Annotated in this window: 23 protein-coding genes, 1 other RNA gene and 1 pseudogene; 10 read left to right on the top strand and 15 right to left on the bottom strand. The window is 61.7% G+C overall.

Annotated elements, in window-relative coordinates; genetic code table 11:
* Positions 1 to 63: 63 nt before the first annotated feature.
* Both ACVWVY_RS16785 and ACVWVY_RS16780 read right to left on the bottom strand, forming a co-directional pair.
* Positions 64 to 1,321 (bottom strand): annotated as a pseudogene (locus ACVWVY_RS16785) (RNA polymerase sigma factor).
* 15 nt (positions 1,322 to 1,336) lie between these two features.
* On the bottom strand, positions 1,337 to 1,687 hold the full coding sequence (locus ACVWVY_RS16780; protein WP_456627411.1) for a YciI family protein: 351 nt from the start codon (positions 1,685 to 1,687) through the stop codon (positions 1,337 to 1,339).
* 285 nt (positions 1,688 to 1,972) lie between these two features.
* On the opposite strand from ACVWVY_RS16780, the gene ACVWVY_RS16775 reads away from it, so the two are divergent.
* Genes ACVWVY_RS16775 through ACVWVY_RS16765 form a run of 3 tightly spaced genes read left to right on the top strand, consistent with a single transcriptional unit; the run spans position 1,973 to position 3,700 of the window.
* The gene (locus tag ACVWVY_RS16775) at positions 1,973 to 3,400 is read left to right on the top strand and encodes an L-lactate MFS transporter (protein WP_456627410.1); all 1,428 of its coding nucleotides are present in this window, start codon (positions 1,973 to 1,975) and stop codon (positions 3,398 to 3,400) included.
* Between the two features lie 10 nt (positions 3,401 to 3,410).
* Complete coding sequence (locus ACVWVY_RS16770; RefSeq protein WP_456627409.1) at positions 3,411 to 3,566, top strand: hypothetical protein; 156 nt, start codon at positions 3,411 to 3,413, stop codon at positions 3,564 to 3,566.
* Positions 3,567 to 3,574: 8 nt separating this feature from the next.
* Positions 3,575 to 3,700, top strand: coding sequence for an MFS transporter small subunit (locus ACVWVY_RS16765; RefSeq protein ID WP_456627408.1), 126 nt, complete (start codon positions 3,575 to 3,577; stop codon positions 3,698 to 3,700).
* Between the two features lie 23 nt (positions 3,701 to 3,723).
* Here ACVWVY_RS16765 and ACVWVY_RS16760 read toward each other — a convergent pair whose 3' ends face one another.
* Together ACVWVY_RS16760 and ACVWVY_RS16755 are read right to left on the bottom strand one after the other, a co-directional pair.
* Positions 3,724 to 4,155, bottom strand: coding sequence for a PAS domain-containing protein (locus ACVWVY_RS16760; protein WP_456632227.1), 432 nt, complete (start codon positions 4,153 to 4,155; stop codon positions 3,724 to 3,726).
* 110 nt (positions 4,156 to 4,265) lie between these two features.
* On the bottom strand, positions 4,266 to 5,165 hold the full coding sequence (locus tag ACVWVY_RS16755) for a LysR family transcriptional regulator (RefSeq protein WP_456627407.1): 900 nt from the start codon (positions 5,163 to 5,165) through the stop codon (positions 4,266 to 4,268).
* A 134-nt stretch (positions 5,166 to 5,299) separates the two neighbouring features.
* Between ACVWVY_RS16755 and rnpB the strand changes: the two genes are divergently transcribed.
* An RNA gene (rnpB, locus tag ACVWVY_RS16750) (RNase P RNA component class A) lies at positions 5,300 to 5,714 on the top strand.
* 111 nt (positions 5,715 to 5,825) lie between these two features.
* Here rnpB and ACVWVY_RS16745 read toward each other — a convergent pair.
* Together ACVWVY_RS16745 and ACVWVY_RS16740 are read right to left on the bottom strand one after the other, a co-directional pair.
* Entirely contained in the window at positions 5,826 to 6,554 is a 729-nt protein-coding gene (locus ACVWVY_RS16745; RefSeq protein WP_456627406.1) for an alpha/beta hydrolase, read from the bottom strand.
* A 118-nt stretch (positions 6,555 to 6,672) separates the two neighbouring features.
* Positions 6,673 to 7,638, bottom strand: a complete 966-nt coding sequence (locus ACVWVY_RS16740; RefSeq protein WP_456627405.1) for an AraC family transcriptional regulator — start codon at positions 7,636 to 7,638, stop codon at positions 6,673 to 6,675.
* A gap of 260 nt (positions 7,639 to 7,898) precedes the next feature.
* On the opposite strand from ACVWVY_RS16740, the gene ACVWVY_RS16735 reads away from it, so the two are divergent.
* Positions 7,899 to 8,165, top strand: coding sequence for a hypothetical protein (locus tag ACVWVY_RS16735; RefSeq protein WP_456627404.1), 267 nt, complete (start codon positions 7,899 to 7,901; stop codon positions 8,163 to 8,165).
* Positions 8,166 to 8,174: 9 nt separating this feature from the next.
* Here ACVWVY_RS16735 and ACVWVY_RS16730 read toward each other — a convergent pair whose 3' ends face one another.
* Entirely contained in the window at positions 8,175 to 8,375 is a 201-nt protein-coding gene (locus ACVWVY_RS16730; RefSeq protein ID WP_456627403.1) for a hypothetical protein, read from the bottom strand.
* A 247-nt stretch (positions 8,376 to 8,622) separates the two neighbouring features.
* Complete coding sequence (locus ACVWVY_RS16725; RefSeq protein WP_456627402.1) at positions 8,623 to 8,976, bottom strand: nuclear transport factor 2 family protein; 354 nt, start codon at positions 8,974 to 8,976, stop codon at positions 8,623 to 8,625.
* A 112-nt stretch (positions 8,977 to 9,088) separates the two neighbouring features.
* Here ACVWVY_RS16725 and ACVWVY_RS16720 point away from each other — a divergent pair, with 112 nt between their 5' ends.
* On the top strand, positions 9,089 to 9,211 hold the full coding sequence (locus ACVWVY_RS16720) for an ATP dependent DNA ligase (protein ID WP_456632226.1): 123 nt from the start codon (positions 9,089 to 9,091) through the stop codon (positions 9,209 to 9,211).
* A gap of 437 nt (positions 9,212 to 9,648) precedes the next feature.
* On the opposite strand, the gene ACVWVY_RS16715 is transcribed toward ACVWVY_RS16720, so the two are convergent.
* Entirely contained in the window at positions 9,649 to 9,849 is a 201-nt protein-coding gene (locus ACVWVY_RS16715; protein WP_456627401.1) for a hypothetical protein, read from the bottom strand.
* A 290-nt stretch (positions 9,850 to 10,139) separates the two neighbouring features.
* Positions 10,140 to 10,853, bottom strand: a complete 714-nt coding sequence (locus ACVWVY_RS16710) for an alpha/beta fold hydrolase (protein ID WP_456627400.1) — start codon at positions 10,851 to 10,853, stop codon at positions 10,140 to 10,142.
* Between the two features lie 103 nt (positions 10,854 to 10,956).
* On the opposite strand from ACVWVY_RS16710, the gene ACVWVY_RS16705 reads away from it, so the two are divergent.
* The gene (locus ACVWVY_RS16705; protein ID WP_456627399.1) at positions 10,957 to 11,700 is read left to right on the top strand and encodes a sulfite exporter TauE/SafE family protein; all 744 of its coding nucleotides are present in this window, start codon (positions 10,957 to 10,959) and stop codon (positions 11,698 to 11,700) included.
* A gap of 72 nt (positions 11,701 to 11,772) precedes the next feature.
* Positions 11,773 to 12,846 (top strand): DMT family transporter, encoded by a 1,074-nt coding sequence (locus tag ACVWVY_RS16700; protein WP_456627398.1) that lies wholly within the window; start codon positions 11,773 to 11,775, stop codon positions 12,844 to 12,846.
* A gap of 455 nt (positions 12,847 to 13,301) precedes the next feature.
* Here ACVWVY_RS16700 and ACVWVY_RS16695 read toward each other — a convergent pair whose 3' ends face one another.
* The gene (locus ACVWVY_RS16695; protein ID WP_456627397.1) at positions 13,302 to 13,505 is read right to left on the bottom strand and encodes a hypothetical protein; all 204 of its coding nucleotides are present in this window, start codon (positions 13,503 to 13,505) and stop codon (positions 13,302 to 13,304) included.
* Between the two features lie 797 nt (positions 13,506 to 14,302).
* On the opposite strand from ACVWVY_RS16695, the gene ACVWVY_RS16690 reads away from it, so the two are divergent.
* Positions 14,303 to 14,503, top strand: a complete 201-nt coding sequence (locus tag ACVWVY_RS16690) for a hypothetical protein (RefSeq protein WP_456627396.1) — start codon at positions 14,303 to 14,305, stop codon at positions 14,501 to 14,503.
* 71 nt (positions 14,504 to 14,574) lie between these two features.
* On the top strand, positions 14,575 to 14,799 hold the full coding sequence (locus ACVWVY_RS16685; RefSeq protein ID WP_456627395.1) for a hypothetical protein: 225 nt from the start codon (positions 14,575 to 14,577) through the stop codon (positions 14,797 to 14,799).
* 161 nt (positions 14,800 to 14,960) lie between these two features.
* Here ACVWVY_RS16685 and ACVWVY_RS16680 read toward each other — a convergent pair whose 3' ends face one another.
* From ACVWVY_RS16680 to ACVWVY_RS16665, 4 genes are all read right to left on the bottom strand, one after another.
* Positions 14,961 to 15,140, bottom strand: coding sequence for a hypothetical protein (locus tag ACVWVY_RS16680; protein ID WP_456627394.1), 180 nt, complete (start codon positions 15,138 to 15,140; stop codon positions 14,961 to 14,963).
* A gap of 201 nt (positions 15,141 to 15,341) precedes the next feature.
* Positions 15,342 to 17,144, bottom strand: coding sequence for an ABC transporter ATP-binding protein (locus tag ACVWVY_RS16675; protein WP_456627393.1), 1,803 nt, complete (start codon positions 17,142 to 17,144; stop codon positions 15,342 to 15,344).
* A gap of 326 nt (positions 17,145 to 17,470) precedes the next feature.
* Complete coding sequence (locus ACVWVY_RS16670) at positions 17,471 to 19,051, bottom strand: DHA2 family efflux MFS transporter permease subunit (protein WP_456627392.1); 1,581 nt, start codon at positions 19,049 to 19,051, stop codon at positions 17,471 to 17,473.
* A gap of 51 nt (positions 19,052 to 19,102) precedes the next feature.
* Positions 19,103 to 20,410: an HlyD family secretion protein gene (locus ACVWVY_RS16665; RefSeq protein WP_456627391.1), complete on the bottom strand. Its 1,308-nt coding sequence runs from the start codon at positions 20,408 to 20,410 to the stop codon at positions 19,103 to 19,105.
* Positions 20,411 to 20,433: the final 23 nt, after the last annotated feature.

The raw sequence follows: 20,433 nt of genomic DNA, 5'->3' as shown, positions 1-20,433 counted from the left end.
TATGGCTACTACTTGGAATTGACGGCTTCATGAATATCGCCTGTAATGACCCGCGCCGCAAGGCTAGGTTGTCGACTTGATACCGCCGTTCATTTCCGCGATCCGCCGCGCATAAAATCGCCGGAGCGGCTCGAGTTGTGTGGCGGCCGTTGCAGCCAAATAAGCTTCCCGCGCCGCAGCATTCCGTCCCAGCCGGCGCAACAAATCAGCGCGAACCGCCGGCAACAACTCGTATCCCTTCAGCCCGCCGCGCGCTTCCAGCGCATCGATCAGGTCGAGCGCCCGCGCCGGCCCGTCGACCATCGACACCTGCGGCGGCGTGGTTGAGTTCGATCACCGGCGAAGGGCTGATCCGCAGCAGCACCTCATAAAGGCCGGCGATCTGCCGCCAATCGGTATCCGTGTAACTGGGCGCACGCGCATGCAGCGCGGCGATGGCCGCCTGCACCGCATAGGATTGCGGCCGTCCCGGCATCCGCAGCGCCTCTTCCACGAGAAGCAAACCCTCCGATATCTGCCCGCGGTCCCACAGCGTGCGGTCCTGCTCTTCCAGCAGCACAATATCGCCACCCGCGGTCTCGCGGCCGGCGCGGCGTGAATCGTGCAACAGCATCAGGGCCAGCAACCCCTTGATCTCGCCGCGTCCCGGCATCAGCGTGTCGAGCAGCCGCGCCAGCCGGATGGCTTCGCGCGCCAGATCCGGCCGCATCAGTTCTTCGCCGGAGGTTGCCACATAGCCTTCGGTAAACACGAGATAGATCACGGCGAGCACGCCGCGCAACCGCGGCTCCAGCGCGTCGCGCTCCGGCACCTCGTAGGGAATGCCGGCGAGGCGGATTTTTTGCTTGGCGCGCAACAGGCGCTGCGCCATTGCGTCTTCGCTTGCGAGAAAGGCGCGTGCGACCTGCGCGGTCGTCAGCCCGCACACCGTGCGCAGCGTCAGTGCGACCTGCACTTCGGCGGCAAATGACGGGTGGCAGCAGGTGAAGATCAGCCGCAGCATGTCGTCGTCGAGCGCGCTGTCAGCGTCCTCGCATGGCGCGGATACGTTGAGCAGGATTTCGCGCGTCAACTCCTGCTGCTTGCCGCGAAGCGTGACATTGCGTCTGACGCGATCGATTGCCTTGTTGCGCCCGACATTGACCAGCCACGCCCGCGGATTCGACGGCAGGCCGGCCGAGGACCAGCGCTCCAGCGCCACCGCGAATGCGTCCTGCAGTGAATCCTCGGCGAGATCAAAATCGCCGACGAGGCGGATCAGGGTCGCCAGCGCCCTGCCCGCCTCGTCGCGAAATATCTTTTCGACCTCAACCGGGGTCATGCGGGCACGTTGCCGTCAATCATAAACCATGACCGGCCGCACCTCGATCGAACCGGTCTTGGCGCCGGGAATGCGCGCGGCAATCGCCAGCGCGGTGTCGAGATCCTTGGCCTCGACCAGGTAATAGCCGCCAAGCTGCTCGCGCGTCTCCGCGAACGGACCGTCCGTCGTCAGTGCCTTGCCGTCGCGGACGCGCACCGTGGTCGCCGTTGTCGTTGGCTGCAAGCCGTCGCCGGCCTTGAAATGGCCGCTCTGGATAATGGACTGGGTGAACGCGCCGTATTCCGCCGTCATTTCCTTGCGCGCCGCCGCGTCCATTTTGCCAAGCTCGGCCTCGCTTCGATAGATCATCAACAGATACTGCATCGCTCTCTACTCCTTTTTATCGGCTGGATCGCCGACACCCAGTCGAACGGGCGGAACGCAAAACGACATCGTCAGGATAATTTATTGCGGACCGATAGGGGCGTTCTGGAAACGCGTAAATGCCGTGCGTAACCCGTAGCGGCTGTCGGTAATATCAGATTAATCGATAGTAACAGCCAATATTATTCGTTTGTCAAAACCGTCCTCGTGCGTAGCCTGAGCGCGCGCGCGATCGTGGCGGTTCCCCGGTCCCATCAGTTGAAGCGATGCGCTGGAGGAATCTGAATGACGACGACACTCGACGGCTCTGGCCTACCCTCACGAACCCTACTGCCGTTTCTGGATCGCGAACACACCATCGCCCGACCCGGCTATAGCCGCTGGATGGTGCCGCCGGCGGCGCTGTGCGTGCACCTCTGCATCGGACAGGCCTACGCCTTCAGCGTATTCAACCTGCCCATGACCCGGTTGCTTGGCGTGTCGGAGTCGACGCCTGCCGACTGGAAGCTCACCGAACTCGGCTGGATCTTTTCGATCGCAATGGTCTTTCTCGGTCTGTCTGCCGCGGTCTTCGGACGCTGGGTCGAGGAAGGTGGCCCCCGCCGGGCGATGTTCACCGCCGGCGTATGCTGGGCCAGCGCGTTCCTGATCTCGGCGCTCGGCGTCTATCTGCATAATCTCTGGATCATCTATCTGGGTTACGGCGTCGTCGGAGGCTGTGCGCTCGGCATCGGTTACATCTCGCCGGTCTCGACATTGATGAAGTGGTTTCCCGATCGTCCCGGCATGGCCACGGGCATGGCGATCATGGGTTTCGGTGGCGGTGCATTGATCGCCTCGCCGCTGTCGGTTTGGCTGATGAGCAAGTTTGCAACCTCGTCCGACGTCGGCGTGCTCTCCACCTTCATCACGCTGGGAAGCGTGTATTTCGTGTTCATGATGGTCGGCTCACTGATCGTGCGTGTGCCGGCACCGGGCTGGAAACCCGCGGGTTACGCTCCGCCCGCCACCGCCAGCAAGCTGATGACGAACAATGACGTGTTCGTCTATCAGGCGGTCAAGACGCCGCAGTTCTGGCTGATCTGGATCGTGCTGTTCTGCAATACCACCGCAGGCATCGGCGTGCTCGGCCAGGCCTCCGCAATGAGCCAGGAAATGTTCCCCGGTCACATCACGGCGGTGGCGGCCGCAGGCCTCGTAGGTCTGATGAGCCTGTTCAACATGGGCGGCCGGTTCAGCTGGGCCTCGCTGTCCGACTTCATCGGACGAAAGAACACCTACTTCGTCTACATGACGCTCGGCTTCCTGCTCTACGTGACGGTGCCTTATGCCGGCGCGAGCGGCAATGTCGTCCTGTTCGTGATCTGCTTCCTGATCATCGTCAGCATGTATGGCGGCGGCTTCTCCACCGTGCCCGCCTACCTACGTGACATGTTCGGCACCCGCTATGTCGGCGCCATCCACGGCATTCTGCTCACGGCATGGTCCGCCGCCGGCATCGCAGGACCAGTGCTGATCAACTATATCCGTGAATACAACGTCACGCATGGCGTGCCGAAGGCGCAGGCCTACAATACCACCATGTACATCATGGCCGGACTGCTCGTGGTCGGCTTCATCGCCAATCTCTGCGTCAAGGCGGTCGACAAGCGCCATCACATGAAGTCCGAAATGGATGTCGATTTGGCGCAAGCCGCGCCCAGCCGCGCGTAAGGGGGCAATCATGCAGCCATCACACGCGGAAACGCCGTTCTCGCAGCTGTTGTTCCGTTGGGCCACATACCAGATCTCGCGCATCACCGCGTCGATGAAGCCGAAACATCTCGCCGGCCAAATCAGCGCCGACGTCGCCGCGTCAGGCAATCCCACGGGCGCATAGGAAAAATCATGCAGAATCCTTCGTCATCGCAAACCACAACACTGCAACTGGTTATGGCCTGGAGCTTCGCCGGCATCCCGTTACTTGCGGGAGTGGCCCAGACCCTCGTCAATGCCATGAAGCTGTTTCAATAGGCCACCGGTCGCACCGGTTCGGATCATGATGAAGCGCCGGCTTGCGCGAGCCGGCGTTTCAACTCTCTTAATTCCTCAAAGCGCTTTGTGACGTCGCGCATGACCGCCACGGTACCGGCGACGGCCTGCGTCTCGCTGTGCAGCAACACGATGGTAAATTCGACCGAGATCCGCCCGCCGTCTTTGGTCAGGCCAGGCACCGACAGCAGATCGCCGTGACCGTAACGGCTCGTTCCCGTCTCCATCGTATGGCGAAAGCCGCTCCAGTGACGCGCGCGTAAATTCTCGGGAATGATCAGGTCGAGCGATCGGCCGATAGCTTCCTCGGCCGTGAAGCCGAATATCCGCTCCGCCCCTGGGTTCCAAAACGTAATTTGCCCATCACGGTCGGTCGCAATAATCGCGTCGGAGGCGCTGTCCAATAGCGCATCGCCAAGTCCGGGAGGAATATTCATCCGTAATCCCTGCTCGATTCCACGACGTCGGTCTGAACCCCGCAACCGCGTTGACAAGCGAAGAATGGCGATTGCTGCGATCGGCAAGGCCGATACGAAAATGGCGCCGATCAACGTCCCTTGCGCGCGCCACGTTTCATTGATGGCGTTTCCGCGGCTTGCCTTGCCTGCCCATCGGCCATCCGGTGCATGAGTTCGATGGCGCTCGACACGTGATCGTCCTGCCGGTCGAGCGGATAAACGACGTAGGCCGGCATCGAAAATTCCGGTGCGCCGGTAACCGCATGAAGCCGCCTCGTCTTCAATAGCGGTTCCACGATCCGCAGTGCAAAGAAGCCGGAGCCGCCATTGTCCAACACGTGTTGCAATCCGAGCCAGCCGATATTGGCCGTCAGCGACGGACCCGTGAAATGCGGGAAGAAAGCACTGTGGCGGGCATAGAATTCCGGCCCCCAATCAACGTAGACATAACCAGGTTGCGGCTCGGGCCCGCTTTTCGGATCAGTCGACACAAGAATGAGCTGCTCCTCGAACAACAGCTCGACCTTAAGGCCAGGGCGGCTTTGCGGTGTGTACATCACGCCGACATCGATCCGTCCTTCCACCAGTCCCTGCATGATTTCCGGCTCGAGCGCGCTTTCGGCCCGAATCATGATTTCCGGATTGGCCGCCTGCATCAGCGGCAACCATCGCAACAGAAACTCCTCCCACAGGCCGATGCGGCCGCCAACGACCAGTGTTCCGCTGAAGCCTTTGGGAATGCCGACGTCATGGCGTGCCTGCTCGACCGTCCGCACCAGCGCCGAGGCATGACGTTGAAATTGCCGGCCCGCCGGCGTGAGCGTGGCACCGGCCTTGTTGCGAACGAACAGCGTGCAACCCAGTTGTTCCTCGAGCGTATGAATGCGCGTACTGACCGTCGATTGGCTGACATGGAGACGCTCCGCTGCGGCGATGAAATTGCCCGCGGTAACCACGGTCAGGAACGTTCGAGCCAGCTCGGTATCCATGGCGCGCAAAACCTTCAATCGACAATTTCGATATCAAATGCCGCCGCTATGCCGATGTCAAAATTGTGCCCCGCACCGGAATTAACCATCTCGGTCCCTTGACGCGACGCACCGAAATCCGCATGCGTAGGGCGTCAGTCGGCCGGACGGCCGCTCCCGCTATGGTCGAAAGGCTGCGGGGGAGGAAAGTCCGGGCTCCATCGACATACGGTGCCGGATAACGTCCGGCGGGGGCAACCCCAGGGAAAGTGCCACAGAGAACGAACCGCTTCGTCTCCGGACGGAGCAAGGGTGAAAAGGTGCGGTAAGAGCGCACCGCGTATCCGGCAACGGAAACGGCATGGCAAACCACACCGGGAGCAAAACCGAATAGGGACGGCAACGCGGTAAGTTCGCTTTCGGGTGATAACACCGCAGGGCGATGTCAGGCTCGCCGTCCGGGTAGGTTGCTCGAGGCCATGTGCAACCATGGCCCCAGAGGAATGGCCGTCACGTATCATTCGCAAGAATGGTGCCCTACAGAACCCGGCTTACAGGCTGGCTGATATCTTGAGCGAAAGCGTTTTCGAAGAAAACGCGTCTTGCTGAGAATGAGGGGTTCGGCGCGAACACGCCGGACCCCTCGCCATTTTGTGGACAGTGCTGGTGCGCGCGACGATCTCAGTCGCGCCCGGCCTCTCCGATCGCCTGCGCCAGCCGTGCCGGATTGCTGAAGAACATCTCGTGGCTGCCGTCGCATTCGATCAGCCGGAACAGCCCCAGCCGCTCCGACAGCCGCGGATGCCACGGCATGCCGTGCGGCAGGGCGATGTCCTGCCGGCAATTGACGTAGGATTTGCCGACCGGCAGTTCCGCCAGCGCATGCTTCAGCGTGATCTTGTCGGTGAATGTCTTGTACGGATGCAGGTTGAGTTTGGCGAAGGCGGATTTTGCCAGTTCGAGGTCGGCGTCGTTGATGAAGGCATCGCGCCAGATTTCGAACGGCAGCATCACGGCGCCCTTGTTGGCGCCGGCCACTGCGTCGAACAGCCCGACATAGTGCGGCGGCACCATGTCGTTGAGACACTGCCCGTCCAGCGGCACAAAGGCGTTGACATAGACGAGCCGCTTGATCCGGTCCGTCAGGCGGTCGGCGACGCCCGAGATCACCATGCCGCCATAGGAGTGGCCGACCAGGCGGATGTCGCGCAGATTGTTCGCTTCGATGTAGGTAACGATCGACGAGATCGCCTGCTCGAGGCCAGTCTTCTCGCGATCGTCGTCCTTGTTGTTGCCAGCGATCGTCGGGCAATGCACGACGTGGCCGCTCTTTCGCAGATGTCCGGCGACCGCTTCCATTTCGGCGCCGGTGTGCCACGCGCCGTGAACCAGTACGTAAGTGTCTGCCATTTCCGTCTCCCCTCGATTTTGAAAAGCCGAACCTTGATAGAGACCGCGTCTCGGGCCCGATGGCCGGATCCGGCCAGCGTCATCGCCGGATTGCGCCAAGGGGCGCTAAAACAACCTGTCAGCGTTGCCGCCGGAACGCGCCCGGCGTCATGCCGAGATGCCTGCGGCATTGACGGATGAAGTGGGAGGGATCGGACAGACCGACCCGCAGCCCGATGCCGCCGACGCTGATGCGGTCGAACCGCGGCTCGCTCAGCATCCTGCGCGCCGCCGCCATCCGGCAATCGTTGAGCAGACCGCTGAACGTCAGGCCCGCTTTGTTGAGGCAGCGGTGCAAGGTCCGCTCCGAGACACGCAAATCTTCCGCGACCGCCACAGCCGTCAATCCCGGCTCGGCGTAGCGCAGCCTTATGACACGGCCGATCTGGTCCAGGAGCTTCGCGGCATCGCGCTGCTCGGCGGGCGTGGCCGGAATCTCGCTGCCGAATCCAAGCGCCAGCAGCGCGCCGAGCTGGTCGGTGAGGACCCGCGCCGGCAGCGGCAGGTTCGTGGCGAGCTCAGGAGTTAGCTGGCAGGCAAATGCGCTGAGCGCCGCGCCCCAGCCGGCGCGCCCGTCGATGCGCTGCCCAATGCGCCGCTCGGGATCTGATATCCACGATTCGACCCAGTGGATCGGCAGCTCCAGCGACAGCGTGTCCGCGTTCACCGGAAAGTTGAATTCATAGCTGCGCCGGGAATCCAGCAGCACGAGATCCATCGGCCGCATCCGCGACGCGTGGCCGTTCTGCATCACTGTCCAGTCGTTGTCGGTCTTGCATAGCAGGTAATAGTAGTTCGCCGTGCTGCGCGCGACGCTGGCCTTGCGGCGGTAGACGTGCTGCGCCGATCCCTGCACGCGGTTGATGCCGATGGTGTCGAGTTGCCCACGCTGAACGGAGCAGTCGAAGCCCGACCGAACCTGCGTCGTGATGTCCATTTCGAGAAAACATTCGCAGACGGCGCCGATCCAATAATCCAGGCGCCGTTCCGGCTCGACCAAACCGGTCGACCACGTCTCAACGACTGCCGTCGTCCTGGCTGTCATGACCCGCCCTCCGCGATCGACGTCGACCACCGGTTTCCCAGCTTGTTGGGCGTACGGCAGAGAGTCAATCCGGAGGCTTATCTCCCGGACTGCCCCGGACCATCCCCGACAGGCCCTGCCCAAAATCCAAGAAATCCCTGCAGCGCAGTGGTTTCTTGGATTATTTCTCCCGATATGGCCCGATAATGGGGCAGTCCGCCCCGGCCGCAAATCGATCCCAAACAGGTGTCAGGTCAGGGGTCGATATCGGGCGGATGGACATGGCGCTCACCGTCAAGGGCATCAAGAAGCTGACCAAGGCCGAGCGATATCGCGATGCTAAAAATCTATATTTACAGATCACCCGAGCGGCGGGCGATCGGTGGCAACAAGGTTGGGGCCCCGGCGCAGACATATCGCTACGCCGGGACCGCGTGCTCCGCCGACATCTGGAAGGGGCTGGAACCGGCGGGCGCGCATCCATAGCAAATCACAACCTTGGACGGGTTTGCCAGTACAGTTGGTGCCAAAAACCCACCACAACCTGAGACTCGTACCTACTGTCCACGTGGCTCTGCGCTGAGCGATTGCGGATTGCCCTGCCACTTCGCACAACGATCAGCTAACTTGTCGTACTCCTCAGCGACCCGCAGCATCCGCAGCATTTCCCGGGGGGTGAAGCTTAATTGCTTCGCTTTAGCGCGGGTCGCCGCTGCTCGTTGCTGCCAGTACTTCGGCTCTTTGATCGGGTCATGCATGTAGCACTTAAAGCAACTGCGCGAGCCGTGTTCCTATACAAATGTTAGAGACTTCGTTTGTGCCGTTCACGAATGATTAGCAAGCAGAAGAGATCCGGGAAAAACGCCGAGTAGTAGTGCGCTCCTTTATTGGTGCGTCTGTCTGGTAGATGAGGGACGATGAAAGCGGACGGTTGCCGGCAGCTTCGCCAGTGCCGAGGGTGCCTAGACCATGGGGAGGCCCCTTGGGGGACGGTGCCCATCCCCTTTAGGCGGCCGCTCTAATCGGCTCACAGGCGGTGAGACTGATTTTCCCCGTGCTTGTGAAACGGAAATGCGTCCGCACCGGCACGCCGTCGTACCCTCGATAATCGAGCGTCACGCTATCTGCTTCTGGGAACAGCGCATCGATCTCAAAAGCACCGGTGACCGCTCTGGCCAACCTCGGGCGCCAGTATCTTTCCATTTCGGATCGACCATGAAAGCTTCCGCCTTCGCAGCATTCCACGGTAGCCGTGGCATCATAAAGATTTAGCAAATCATCGAGCCGACGCTGCTTACAGGCGTCGATCCAATCGACCACAACTCCAATGGCATCGAAGCCGTCTTGGGCATTCGACATGCGTCCACCCTCCCGGTCAGCGCCTCCCAAGCGTCTGTTAAGGATTGGCGGATGAACACGTTGTGAACCCGTCGTTCAGCCCACATTCGGTCGAGCGGAAACCACACCCAGCATCGGTGACAAGTTACTGGCGTCATGGGTCGAGCCAACCTTCGTCGCCGACGTCGAATACCGCGACATCACGTCGGAAGGCTTGTTGCGAGCCAGTTCGTTCAAGGGACTTACCAAATCCTAAGCACTGCCATTGCAAGCACCGCCGCCCCGAAGATCGCAACGCCAAGGCAGATACGTGCTGGGATGGAATACGAATCGAGACTGGGTTGTTCGACCACGACACGCTCCCTCGCTGTGCAGGCGGGAGCGCAATCGGTCTCTCAGCCACCGACGCCTACGGACAAAGCCTTGGCCGGTGATGCGATATAATGTTCGGGAAACTGATTGGTTGCCGAAAAGGTGCTGCGGCAAATTCGGGCACCCATGCTGCATGTGCACAGTGAACTTAACGCACGGCCCCTCAATTCAGGAGCTTGCGGAGCTTCTTGATAATCTCTCTCAGGTCGCTGGCGTATTCCTCAACGACTTGCTTGGCCGAGTCGGTACGCGACGGGTGCGGTTTTTCGTCGGTCATGGCCTCACGGTTGGCTGAGAGCCAAAGGTGGCTCTTGATCAAGATCAAGGGGTCGGACCTTTCAGGCCGGGCGAGGATATCCATTCATCTATGTGAACAGCGGTCTCGGCCTGACGGGCCTTTATTAGCAGGTCGTCCCTTTCCTGGCCCGGCGGTTTGGTCTCCGCTTCCTGTCGTAAGCGCTCGGCTTCCTTTTCCAACCGATCAGGAAACGTCAGGGTGTTTTTGAAACGGCGTCTTTGCATGGCGCGGCTCCACTCAGTGCAATGGCGGGAGCGCGATTGGTCTCTCAGTCACCGATAAACGCCAAGGACTGTGCGGTGATGGGCAAAATGTGTGCTCTCCGAAGAGGAAAGGCTGGTCAAAATTGACCATCGGGAACTACAATTTTCCAACAGCGTCGATGTGCCGACATCGCGCCAAAAGCAACTGACGACAAAACCAACTGCACAATCGGTCACGGCGTAGGTGGGCCTGCGAACGCCTAAACACCAATGATTTATGCGGGGTTCGGTGCTGCCGGGCGACCGCAACCTCAGGCAGCGATCTTCTGCAGTAACGCCATCAACGCCTCCGGCGCGGTGACGTTCGGCGAATGGCTGGCGTCGATCTCGTGATAGCTCCAGGCCGGATCGTCCTTCGTCATTCGCGCGAACGGCCCGAACGTATCGGCCGGCGTGATGCGGGTGGCGTAGATGTAGCTTCGCGGCAGCGTCAGCGGCCCGCCCGTCAGCTTCAGCCTGGTCTCGAAACATTTGATCGGCATGTCGACGCGACGCGTCGTCAGCCATTCGACATCGGCAGGCGAGGTGTCCGGCGGCGTCGGGTTCGGTGGCACGCGCCAGCTGCCGGACTTTGCCAGTTCCTGCATCCGCAGCACCGCCGCCTGGTTCAGATCCAGCAACGACTGGCCGTCGCCGGGCACGAAGGCGTCGACATAGATCAACTGCTTGACCTTGTCGCGGGCGCGGTCGGCGACGCCGGTAGCGACCATGCCGCCATAGCTGTGACCGACCAGCACGATGTCGCGAAGATCCTCGTACTTGATGACGTTCAACACATCCTCAATGTGTGAATCGAGATCGATCGAAAGGTTGGCCAGGTGCGCACGCTCGCCGAGACCCGTATAGGTCGGGGTGACGAGCCGGTGCCCGGCCGCCTGCATCAGCGGATGCATCTTCTTCCACGCCCAGCCTGCCGACCACGCGCCGTGACATACAAGAAAGGTTTTCGAGGGAGTTGCGCTCATCGGGTCGTTTCCATCAGGTTATTGTTGAAGGCTTCAATTGCGATAGTACCTGTCCGCCGCGTCGTGTAAACGTCGCCGCAATGATGAAGCACAAGAGACCGTGATGGACTTGGCCACCTACGCGATTTTGCTTGCCGGCGCGCTTGCAGGCGGTTTCGTGTCCGGACTTGCCGGTTTCGGCACGGCGCTGATGGCGCTGGGGATCTGGCTTTACATCCTGCCGCCCGCGATTGCCGTGCCGCTGGTGCTGATCTGCTCGGTCAGTTCGCAGATCTCGACCTTGCCGTCGATGTGGAAGCTGCTCGACTTCAAGCTGGCCTTGCCCTTCGTGGCTGGCGGGCTCGCCGGCATGCCGATCGGCGCGCTCTTGGTCGCGCGCGCCGACCCGCAGGTTTTCAAGCTCAGCGTCGGCGTGATGCTGCTGGGGTTTCCGGCCGCGCTCTATTTCATCCGCAAGCCGATGGCCTTTCGCTTCGGCGGCCGCATCGCCGACGCCTGCGTTGGATTTGCCGGCGGCATTCTTGGCGGCCTTGCCGGACTGTCGGGCCCGCTGCCGACCCTGTGGGCCAGCATACGCGGATGGACCAAGGACCAGCGCCGCGGCGTCTTCCAGATCTTCAACGGCACCGTGCTCGGCGCCGCGCTGATCCTGCAGAGCGCGACCGGTTTCGTGAAGCTGAACGTCCTGCTGCTGGCGCTGCTGGCGATGCCCGGCACGCTGATCGGCGCCCGCCTCGGCATGCGCACCTACCACGCCCTGAACGACCGGAATTTCTACGACGTCGTGCTGGCGCTGCTGTTTCTGTCAGGCGTCGGATTGGTGTGGAGCAGCATTGCTCCGAGGTAACGGCGCATGGCCGCCATGTGCTCCGAGTAGATTGCTGTACCGAGAGCAGCAAAGCAGCTAACCAATCGGGTCATGAGATCTCCTTCGTCGCGCGAACGTCTCGGTCTGCTGCTGGGTTTCGTCGGCATGACGATCTTCGGCGGCACGCTGCCGGCGACGCGGATCGCGGTTGCGGAAATTGATCCGATTGCACTGACCGCGCTGCGCACCGCGATCGCCGGGCTGTGCTCGCTGGCGCTCCTCCTGGTGTTGCGCCGCAAGCTGCCGCCCCGCGCGCTGTGGCCGCAACTCGTGATCGCCATGCTCTGCGTCGCCATCCTGTTTCCGCTTCTGATGTCGCTCGGTATGCAACGGGTCGACGCTTCGCACGGCGGCGTGGTGCTGGGCGTGCTGCCGATCGCCACCGCGCTGGTTGCCGTCGCCATCACCCATGAGCGGCCGAGGCCGCTGTTCTGGATCGCCTCCGTCGCCGGCGCCGCGCTGGTGATCACGTTTGCCTTGCGTCAAGGCGGCGGTACGCTCGCGGCCGGTGACCTGTTTCTGTTCGCCTCCGTTGCCGTCGCTGCGATCGGTTATGCGTTCTCCGGCCGGCTCACGTCGCAGATGCCGGGCTGGGAGGTGATAAGCTGGGTGCTGGTCATCGCACTGCCGCTCTCGATCCCCGCGGCCGCGCTGACCATGCCTGCCGACATCAGCCACATCGCGCTGAAGCCATGGCTCGGGCTGCTCTATGTCGCGCTGTTCTCGCAATGGATCGGGTTCTTCGCCTGGAACGCGGGGCTGGCGATGGGCGGCATCGCGCGGGTATCGCAGATCCAGTTGCTGCAACCCTTCGTCACCTTTGCGCTCGCTTCGGTCTTCAACGACGAGACCATCACGCTGCAAATCCTGCTGTTCGCCGCCGCCGTCGTGGTGACGGTCGCGATCTCGACGCGCACGCGCGCCATACCTTGCCGTTCAAGGCCGCCCCGTCCGAGCCCGCGTCGGCGCCATCGAAGCAGGATCGCGAGCCGCCTCAGTTGGCGGCATCCTGATCGATCAGCTTCGGGTGATCGGCCACCAATTCTGCCCTCATCTTTTCCGACCGTATTGTGCGAAGCAGGACCCTCGCGGTTTTCAGATGATCCACCTGCACGCACAGCTTGATGATCTGGCTCACTGAAACGTCACGCATCGAATCGTCGGAGATCTGCATCGCAATTTCGAGCGCGCGCTTGATGGCGGCCTGGTATCGCTCGGCGTCGGCGGCTTGCTGCTTCTCGGCATCGCGCCCGCCGGCCGCCGCCAGCCTATCCGCAATGGTCCCGGCGGAAGCACAGATATCACGGATCCTGTGGGCCGCACCGATATCGCCCAACGGCTGATCGTCGACAACTTCCCAGACTTCCGGCTGTCGTTCCCTGTGATACCAGCGCATCGCGCAAGTCCTCTCAGTATGGGAAGCATATTCCGGCTTTATTGTCGGTGAAATCAATATCTTAGCTGGATGTTGACCGGATAAATCCGCTTTTATCCCCGCCAGAGGCCCTCCTTCTTCGCCAGGCCGCGCGACGTTTCCTGTCGCCAACCACACCACTTTCGCACTCTGCTATCCAGCTGCATCACTTACCGCTGAGCGCACAGAAGATCGAAATGTCAGCCGGGAAATCAACCAACTCCCCGAGCCTGTCGTCGTTAAGGTCAAGCGCACCCGCAAGCCGAACGCCCTTCACGAAAAACTGGAAAAACTTTTCACGCAGAAGGGCGGCTGTACGATGAACGATATTGAACGCCGGTTTCGAATATCCAGCGATGGCGGCGCCCAAGATTTTTGAGAGGCGAGGCTACAAAGGTATCCGTCAAAAGGTCCCCGACGGCCTAAAGAACAGACGTCGACAGCCGGGCCTGTCAGGTCCGAAACGTGCCAACAGCCCTCGCCTGGTCGGCACGCGATGAGGATGGGCTACCTCGCAATATCCCACCCTGTACGCAAATCGCGGAATTACAGTTCACGCCGTTTTCTGGTGGTCTTGAGATCTGGTGGTCTTGGGATCTGGTGGTCTTGGGACGGGACCGCATAGGTGACGCAGAATGTGGTTTCGTACTGGGAGAAGCCGTCGCTGACCCAGCGCCAGCGGCGGTTTTTTTTACAGGCTCCCAGCTATTCGCGCGATGACCGAACCAACTGGAGCAGGCATGTCAGTCGATCGCCTAAATGCCATCGAGTGGAACGGAACCGAGCTTAGCGGGTGGATCATGATCAATGGCGCTCCCACCAAAGTATCAGCCGACCGAGATACCATTCATACCCATGCGCGAGGCTTCGATGATGCTCTGACTTGGGAGATCAAGCGGCATCGGGCGGAGATTTTCGAGAAGCTGGTCCCGTTCTTTCAAAGGACAGCAAGCACTCAAGCGCAGCCACGCGATAACCCAGCTAATAAGACATGCAGAACGCCGAATATATCCCAGCCAACTTCCGGCTGAGTAAGCGAGCTGCCGCGAAGCTCGTTGAGCTAGCGACAATTGCCACAGCCTCTACCAGTCGATCTATGGTGCCTGCGCTGTTTTGGGGCGACGATTACGACGAGATAAAGCGAGAGCACGTAGTTCTTGGTTAGCAATGGGCTGGTATTATCTCGACGAGGTGCCTGCGAAGTTGTTGCAAGAGGTTGATGGCGTCACACTCATTTTTGCCGTTACGTCAAAGCAGGCGCAACATTTCCTAGCCCTAGAAATCGATCACCAAGATGAGAAGAGATTTTTCTTCGCTCCTTCGCTGCCGGGCGAGGATGCGGCCTATCCTAAGGAAGTACCCCCTTAGTCCCCTTGCCGTGGCCGCCAGCTTCGCGAAACACTTCACGATTATTCAGCGACGAGAACTGCGAGGTTTTCGTGAGTAAATGGCTCAGCGACCGTATTGTCGAGGAAGCTGGACGTCGCATTTACGAGTCGCAGCAATCAAGACTTTCGGATCAAACGACCTTCGCCGCAAAACGTGCATGGCGAAGCGGCGACCTGCCGGAAAAGTTCTGGGACAGTTATATCGAGGACGCACGGGCAGCGCTTTCGTTGACCAGCATCGCAGGCGCCTATAGCGTCGTCCGCGATGAACGGTAACCGCGAAGCCGATAAGGACCCTTGTAAGGACCCTTGGACGAAGTTTGTCCGGTACTACGATCTACGATCATCGCACCAACATACATCGCCGAAATAGATCAGCAGCCGGCGAAGGCCGGACTGCCGCATTTCCCGAGAGTGATCTTCTGTTGGCGTTACATTCAGTCCCAGCCGCCGGGCGATAGGTGATTGGCCAAGCTTTTCACAGCCGAGCTTTCCTCATTCAAGCGCTTCTCGATAAACCCACGCTCAAGGTCCGAAAGATCGGTCTCAAGCAGTCGTCGATATCGGTTGATGTTGCTATTATGCGCGCGCAAGCGGGCGACCTTATCGTCGATCATCGTCGTCACCTGAAATAAGATAAAGAAAACAGCTTGGAGGCAAATGCTGCCGCATTCATCGCGCCCAATTCTGCCAAGGATCGCACCCAGCGCGAATAGACCATTTCGGGGTAGGCCCGGCCGGGACGGGCCTTACCGTTTTGATAGAGAAGAATAATCGGAAGCACATTCCGACACCGAGCGGGACTGCAAAAACGCACCTCACTCCGCCGCCGAGACGCGGCCGAACTCGGTGGCCTGCAGTTCGAACAGCCCGCGATAGACGCCGCCCGGACGCGCCGTCAGCGCCGCATGGGTGCCCTGCTCGACGATCTCGCCGCGATCGAACACCAGGATGCGATCGAGGCTGCGCACCGTCGACAGCCGGTGCGCGATCACGATCGAGGTGCGTCCCTTCATCAGCCGCTCCATCGCCTGCTGGATCAGGCCTTCCGATTCCGAATCGAGGCTCGAGGTCGCCTCGTCCAGGATCAGCACCGGCGCGTCCGCCAGGAACGCGCGCGCCAGCGCGACGCGCTGCCGCTCGCCGCCCGACAGCTTGACGCCGCGTTCGCCGACCAGCGTGCCGTAGCCTTTCGGCAGCCGCAGGATGAAGTCATGCGCGTTGGCGAGCCGCGCCGCCTGCTCGATCGCCGCCATGCTGGCGCCGGGTCGGCCATAGGCAATGTTCTCGGCCAGCGTGCGGTGAAACAGGATCGGATCCTGCTGCACGATCGCGATCTGGCTGCGCAGCGAATGCTGCGTCGCCTTCGCGATGTCCTGACCGTCGATCAGGATCTTGCCGCCACTGACGTCGTAGAGCCGCTGCACCAGCTTGACGAAGGTGGTTTTGCCGGAGCCGGAACGCCCGACCAGGCCGACCCGCTCGCCGGCGCGGATTTCCATCGACAGGCCGTCGTACAGCGGCGCGGGATGGCCGCCGTAATGGAACGTCACGTCCTCGAACGCGATGCGGCCACCCTGGATGTCGATCGGTTTTGCATCGGATGCATCGGCAATGCCGATCGGCTCGCCATGGATCGCGACCAGCTCCTCCATGTCGTTGACCGAACGCTGCAGGTTGTTGATATGCATGCCGACGTCGCGCAGGTACGCATGGATGATGTAGTAGCTGGTCAGCACATAGGTGACGTCGCCCGGCGTGGCGCGGCCCGCGATCCACAGCAGGATTGCGCCGCCGATCACCGACGCGCGAAAGCACAGCAACACGACGAGCTGCGCCGTCGAGGTGTAGTTGTAACGGTACCACGTCCGCCGCACGCGTATGCGCCACCGGCCGATGACGCCGGCCAGCCGCGCATCCTCGCGCGCTTCCGCGCCAAAGGATTTCACAACCGCGTTGCAGGTCAGGGCGTCCGCCAGCGTGCCGCCAACCTTGGTGTCCCAGGCATTGGATACGCGCGCGGCCGGCGCGATGTAGTTCACCGAGAACGCCAGCGTCATCGACACATAGATCACCGTGCCGACCGCGATCACCGCGCCGAGCACCGGCCAGTGCAGCCCGAGCAGGATCATCGAGCCCAGCAGCACCAGGAGCGACGGCGCCAGCGCCATCAGGATGGTGTCGTTGAGCAGGTCGAGCGCCCACATGCCGCGCGTGACCTTGCGCACGGTCGATCCTGCAAAGCTGTTGGCGTGCCAGTCGGTCGAGAAGCGCTGGACGCGCGCGAAAGCCTCGCGCGACACGTCGGACATCGTCTTCAGCGTGAACGGCACGATCGCCTGCAGGCCGGTCAGCCGCAGAATCATCGACATGAGGCCGAGCGCCACGATCCCGCCGAAGGCAACGAACGCGGCATGCCGCGCCGCTGCGTCCGAAGCGCCCAAGGTTAGCGCATCGACCAGACGGCCGGAGAAGATCGGCATGAACAGGTCGGCCGCGGTCGCGCCGAGCAGGCCGCCGGCAACGACGGCGGCGCGGCCGGGCTGTTGCAGCCAGTGGCGGAACACGAACGGGATCACCACGCGTATCGCGGCGGGACGCTTGTCTTTAAGAGCGGTCATGGCGTCACCCGGCTGCGCTCACGCAAACGCCGCCTCCATCTGAATGGACGCGCCGGAGGCCAGAGGCCGAACGCACGCGTCGTTGGAAAAATATCGATAAGTCGTTGGGAAGCTTGAAGATCGGGACGTCAGGCCCGATCAGGGCTGGCGGTGATTGCGGTCAGCTAAGTGACCGAAAATCCAGCACGGGCATCGAACGCGAGGGTGCGATCTGCGAATACATCGAAATCATGCAAATCTCCCCGGTTCGAGCGACAATCCGCTGCTTATAAATGCATCGCAGGTGATTTGCAACATGACATCAGCGTGATGGGTATCAAGCGCGGCTAATGCGCGTCACCCCCCGCCGCCGTCGCGGACGGCTTTTTCAAAACCATCACGAACAGGCTCAAGCCGAAATAGAACACGGTCAGCATGAAGAAGGCGTCGCCATAGCCCATCACCACGGCCTGCCGGTGCACGATCTGCGACAATTGCTTCATCGCCATCAGCGTGGCATCGCCCATGCCCTGCAGGCGCTGGGTGAACATGTTGAGTGTTTCGACCGCGGTGGCGTTGCCCCAGTTGATGCGGTCGTGCAGGCGCGAGATGTGCAGGTCGGTGCGCTCGTTCAGCACCTGGTTGATGAGCGCGAGACCGACCGCGCCGCCGAGATTGCGCGTCAGGTTGAACAGCGCCGAGGCGTTCTTCACCCGCTCCGGCGCCAGCGTGCCGAGCGCGATGGTGTTGGTCGGCACCATCGCCAGCATCATGCCCATGCCGCGCAGGATCTGCGGAGCCAACAATTCGTAGAAATCATATTCTTTCGTGATCCAGGTCATCTGATAGGAGCCGAGCGCGAACAGCACCAGACCGATCGCGATCAGGTAACGCATGTCGTATTTCGCCATCAGCCGCCCCACGAGCGGCGCGGTGAAGAACATGGCGACGCCAGAGACGAACATGGTCTCGCCGATCATCAGCGGGCTGTAGCCGCGCACTTCGGCGAGGTAACGCGGATAGATGTAGGTGAGTCCGTAAAGGCCGATACCGACGCAGAACGAGATCAGACAGCCGACGCCGAAATTGCGGTCGGTGAAGGTCCTGAGGTCGACGATCGGCTCGCGCGCGCTGAGCACGCGCCAGAAGAAGGCGACCGCCGAAACCACGCAGATCGCCGCGCAGACCGCGACCGAGGTGTCTTCCAGCCATTGCGACTGCGGGCCCTCTTCCAGTACATATTCGAGCGTTCCGAGGAAGCCGGCCATGAACAAGAGGCCCCACCAGTCGAAATGTTCGAGCAGCGCAAAGTTCGGCTTGTCGAAATCACACAGCGCCAGCACGCCGATGGTGATGCCGATGCCGGGAACGATGTTGATGAAGAACAGCCAGTGCCACGACATCATGTCGGTGATGAAACCACCGACCGTCGGCCCGATGGTCGGCGCCAGCGTCGCGACCAGGCCGATGATGGGACCGACGATATGGAATTTCGAGCGCGGAAACACCGTGTAGGCGGATGCGAACACGGTAGGGATCATGCCCGCGCCCAAAAATCCCTGGATCGCACGCCACAGGATCATCTGCTCGATGGTCGAGGCAAAGCCGCAGAAAAAGCTCGCTACCGTGAAGCCGGAGGCGGAAATCGCAAACAGCAAACGCGTGCCGAACGCGCGCGACAGGAATCCGGAAAGCGGGATCGCGATCACTTCGGCAATCAGGTACGAAGTCTGCACCCACGACACTTCGCTGGAACTGGCCGAAAGGCCGGCCTGAATCTGCTGCAGCGACGCCGAGACGACCTGGATGTCCAGGATCGACATGAACATCCCGAACACCATGATCAGAAACGTGAACAACCGGCGCGGCGGGATGCGGTCGTCGGCCGCGGCGTTCACGGAAGGCGATGCGGCGGTGGAGTCGGCCATGATCAGCTCGGAACGGGCGCCGGGGCTGTGGCCCGGGGCGTTAAGGAAAAACTACCGCGGTTGAACCGTCCCGGGCGCATCGAGGTCGGCCTCGCTGTCGGCGTCGGGCGCGCCCTCACGGGTATCGACGGTCACATAGACCGACATGCCGGCGCGCAGCAGGTTCTGCTTCGCGACGTCCTTCGGCACGCGAATGCGAACCGGCAGCCGCTGCACGATCTTGGTGAAATTGCCGGTGGCATTGTCCGGCGGCAGCAGCGTGAACACCGATCCCGCCGCCGGTGAAATGCTGTCGACGACGCCGGCGAACTTGCGATGGCCATAGGCATCGACCGAGATGTTCACGGGCTGGCCGGCGCGGATGCGCTTGAGCTGGGTTTCCTTGTAATTGGCATCGATGAAGACGTCGTTGAGCGGCACCACATTGGCGAGCCGCTGGCCGGCCTGGATGAAGTCGCCGGTATTGACGAGGCGGTTGGAGAAGGTGCCGTCGACCGGCGCGCGCACCGAGGTGAAGGCAAGGTCGCGCTCCGCCTTGGCAAGCTGGGTCTGCAACTCCGCAAGCTGCGCGCGGGCCTCGGCCTGCTGCGCCTTCGTCACCTCGACATTGTCGCGCGCGGCGTCGTCAGCCGCTTGCGCCGATTTGACAGCCGCGATGCCCTGATCGCGGCTGGCTTCTGAAACTTCAAAAGCGGCGCGCGAGGCAAAACCCTTGGTGCTCAGCGTCTGCTGGCGATCGAAGTCGAGACCGGCGCGCTTCAGCGCCGCTTCCGCGGAAGCGAGCTGTGCCTTGGTCTGCTCGACGGCGCTTTCGAGCGCCGTGACCTGACGGCCGATGCGGTCGATGGTGGCCTGCTGGGTCGCGATCTTGCTACGCGCGGCATCCACTGCGATGCGATAGTCGCCGTCATCGATCCTGAAAATCACGTCGCCGGCGCGAACGATCGAATTGTCGCGGGGCAGGATTGCCGCGACATGGCCCGATACCCGGGCGCCAAGCGTGGTGTTGTTGGCGCGAACATAAGCATCGTCCGTCGAGACATAGAAGCGCCCAACCAGGACGAAGTAGACGCCGTAACCGATCGCGGCCAGCGCGAGCAGTGCGAGCACGCCAATCATGATGAATTTGCGCTTGCCCGGTTTTGCCGCTGCCGCATCGACGTTGCCGGCGGGCGGCGCAGCTGGCCGTTCAGCTTCGGGAGCGCCGGGCACCTCGGCGGGACGACGCCTGGCTTCTTCCGCGACGTGAGTCCGCAACTGGTCCGCAAGCGGCACCTCGGCCTCCGGCGCGGCTTCCACCTCCGCCGTTTCCGGTCCGGCGCGAACAATGCGCGCGGCCTGGTCTCTCGCTGCGGCCATGACCCGCCTCCCCAATCCAAATA

Source organism: Bradyrhizobium sp. URHC0002 (genome assembly GCF_054059515.1).
The sequence above is the reverse complement of the archived record's forward strand: the minus strand, read 5'-3'. Positions and strand labels throughout refer to the sequence as shown.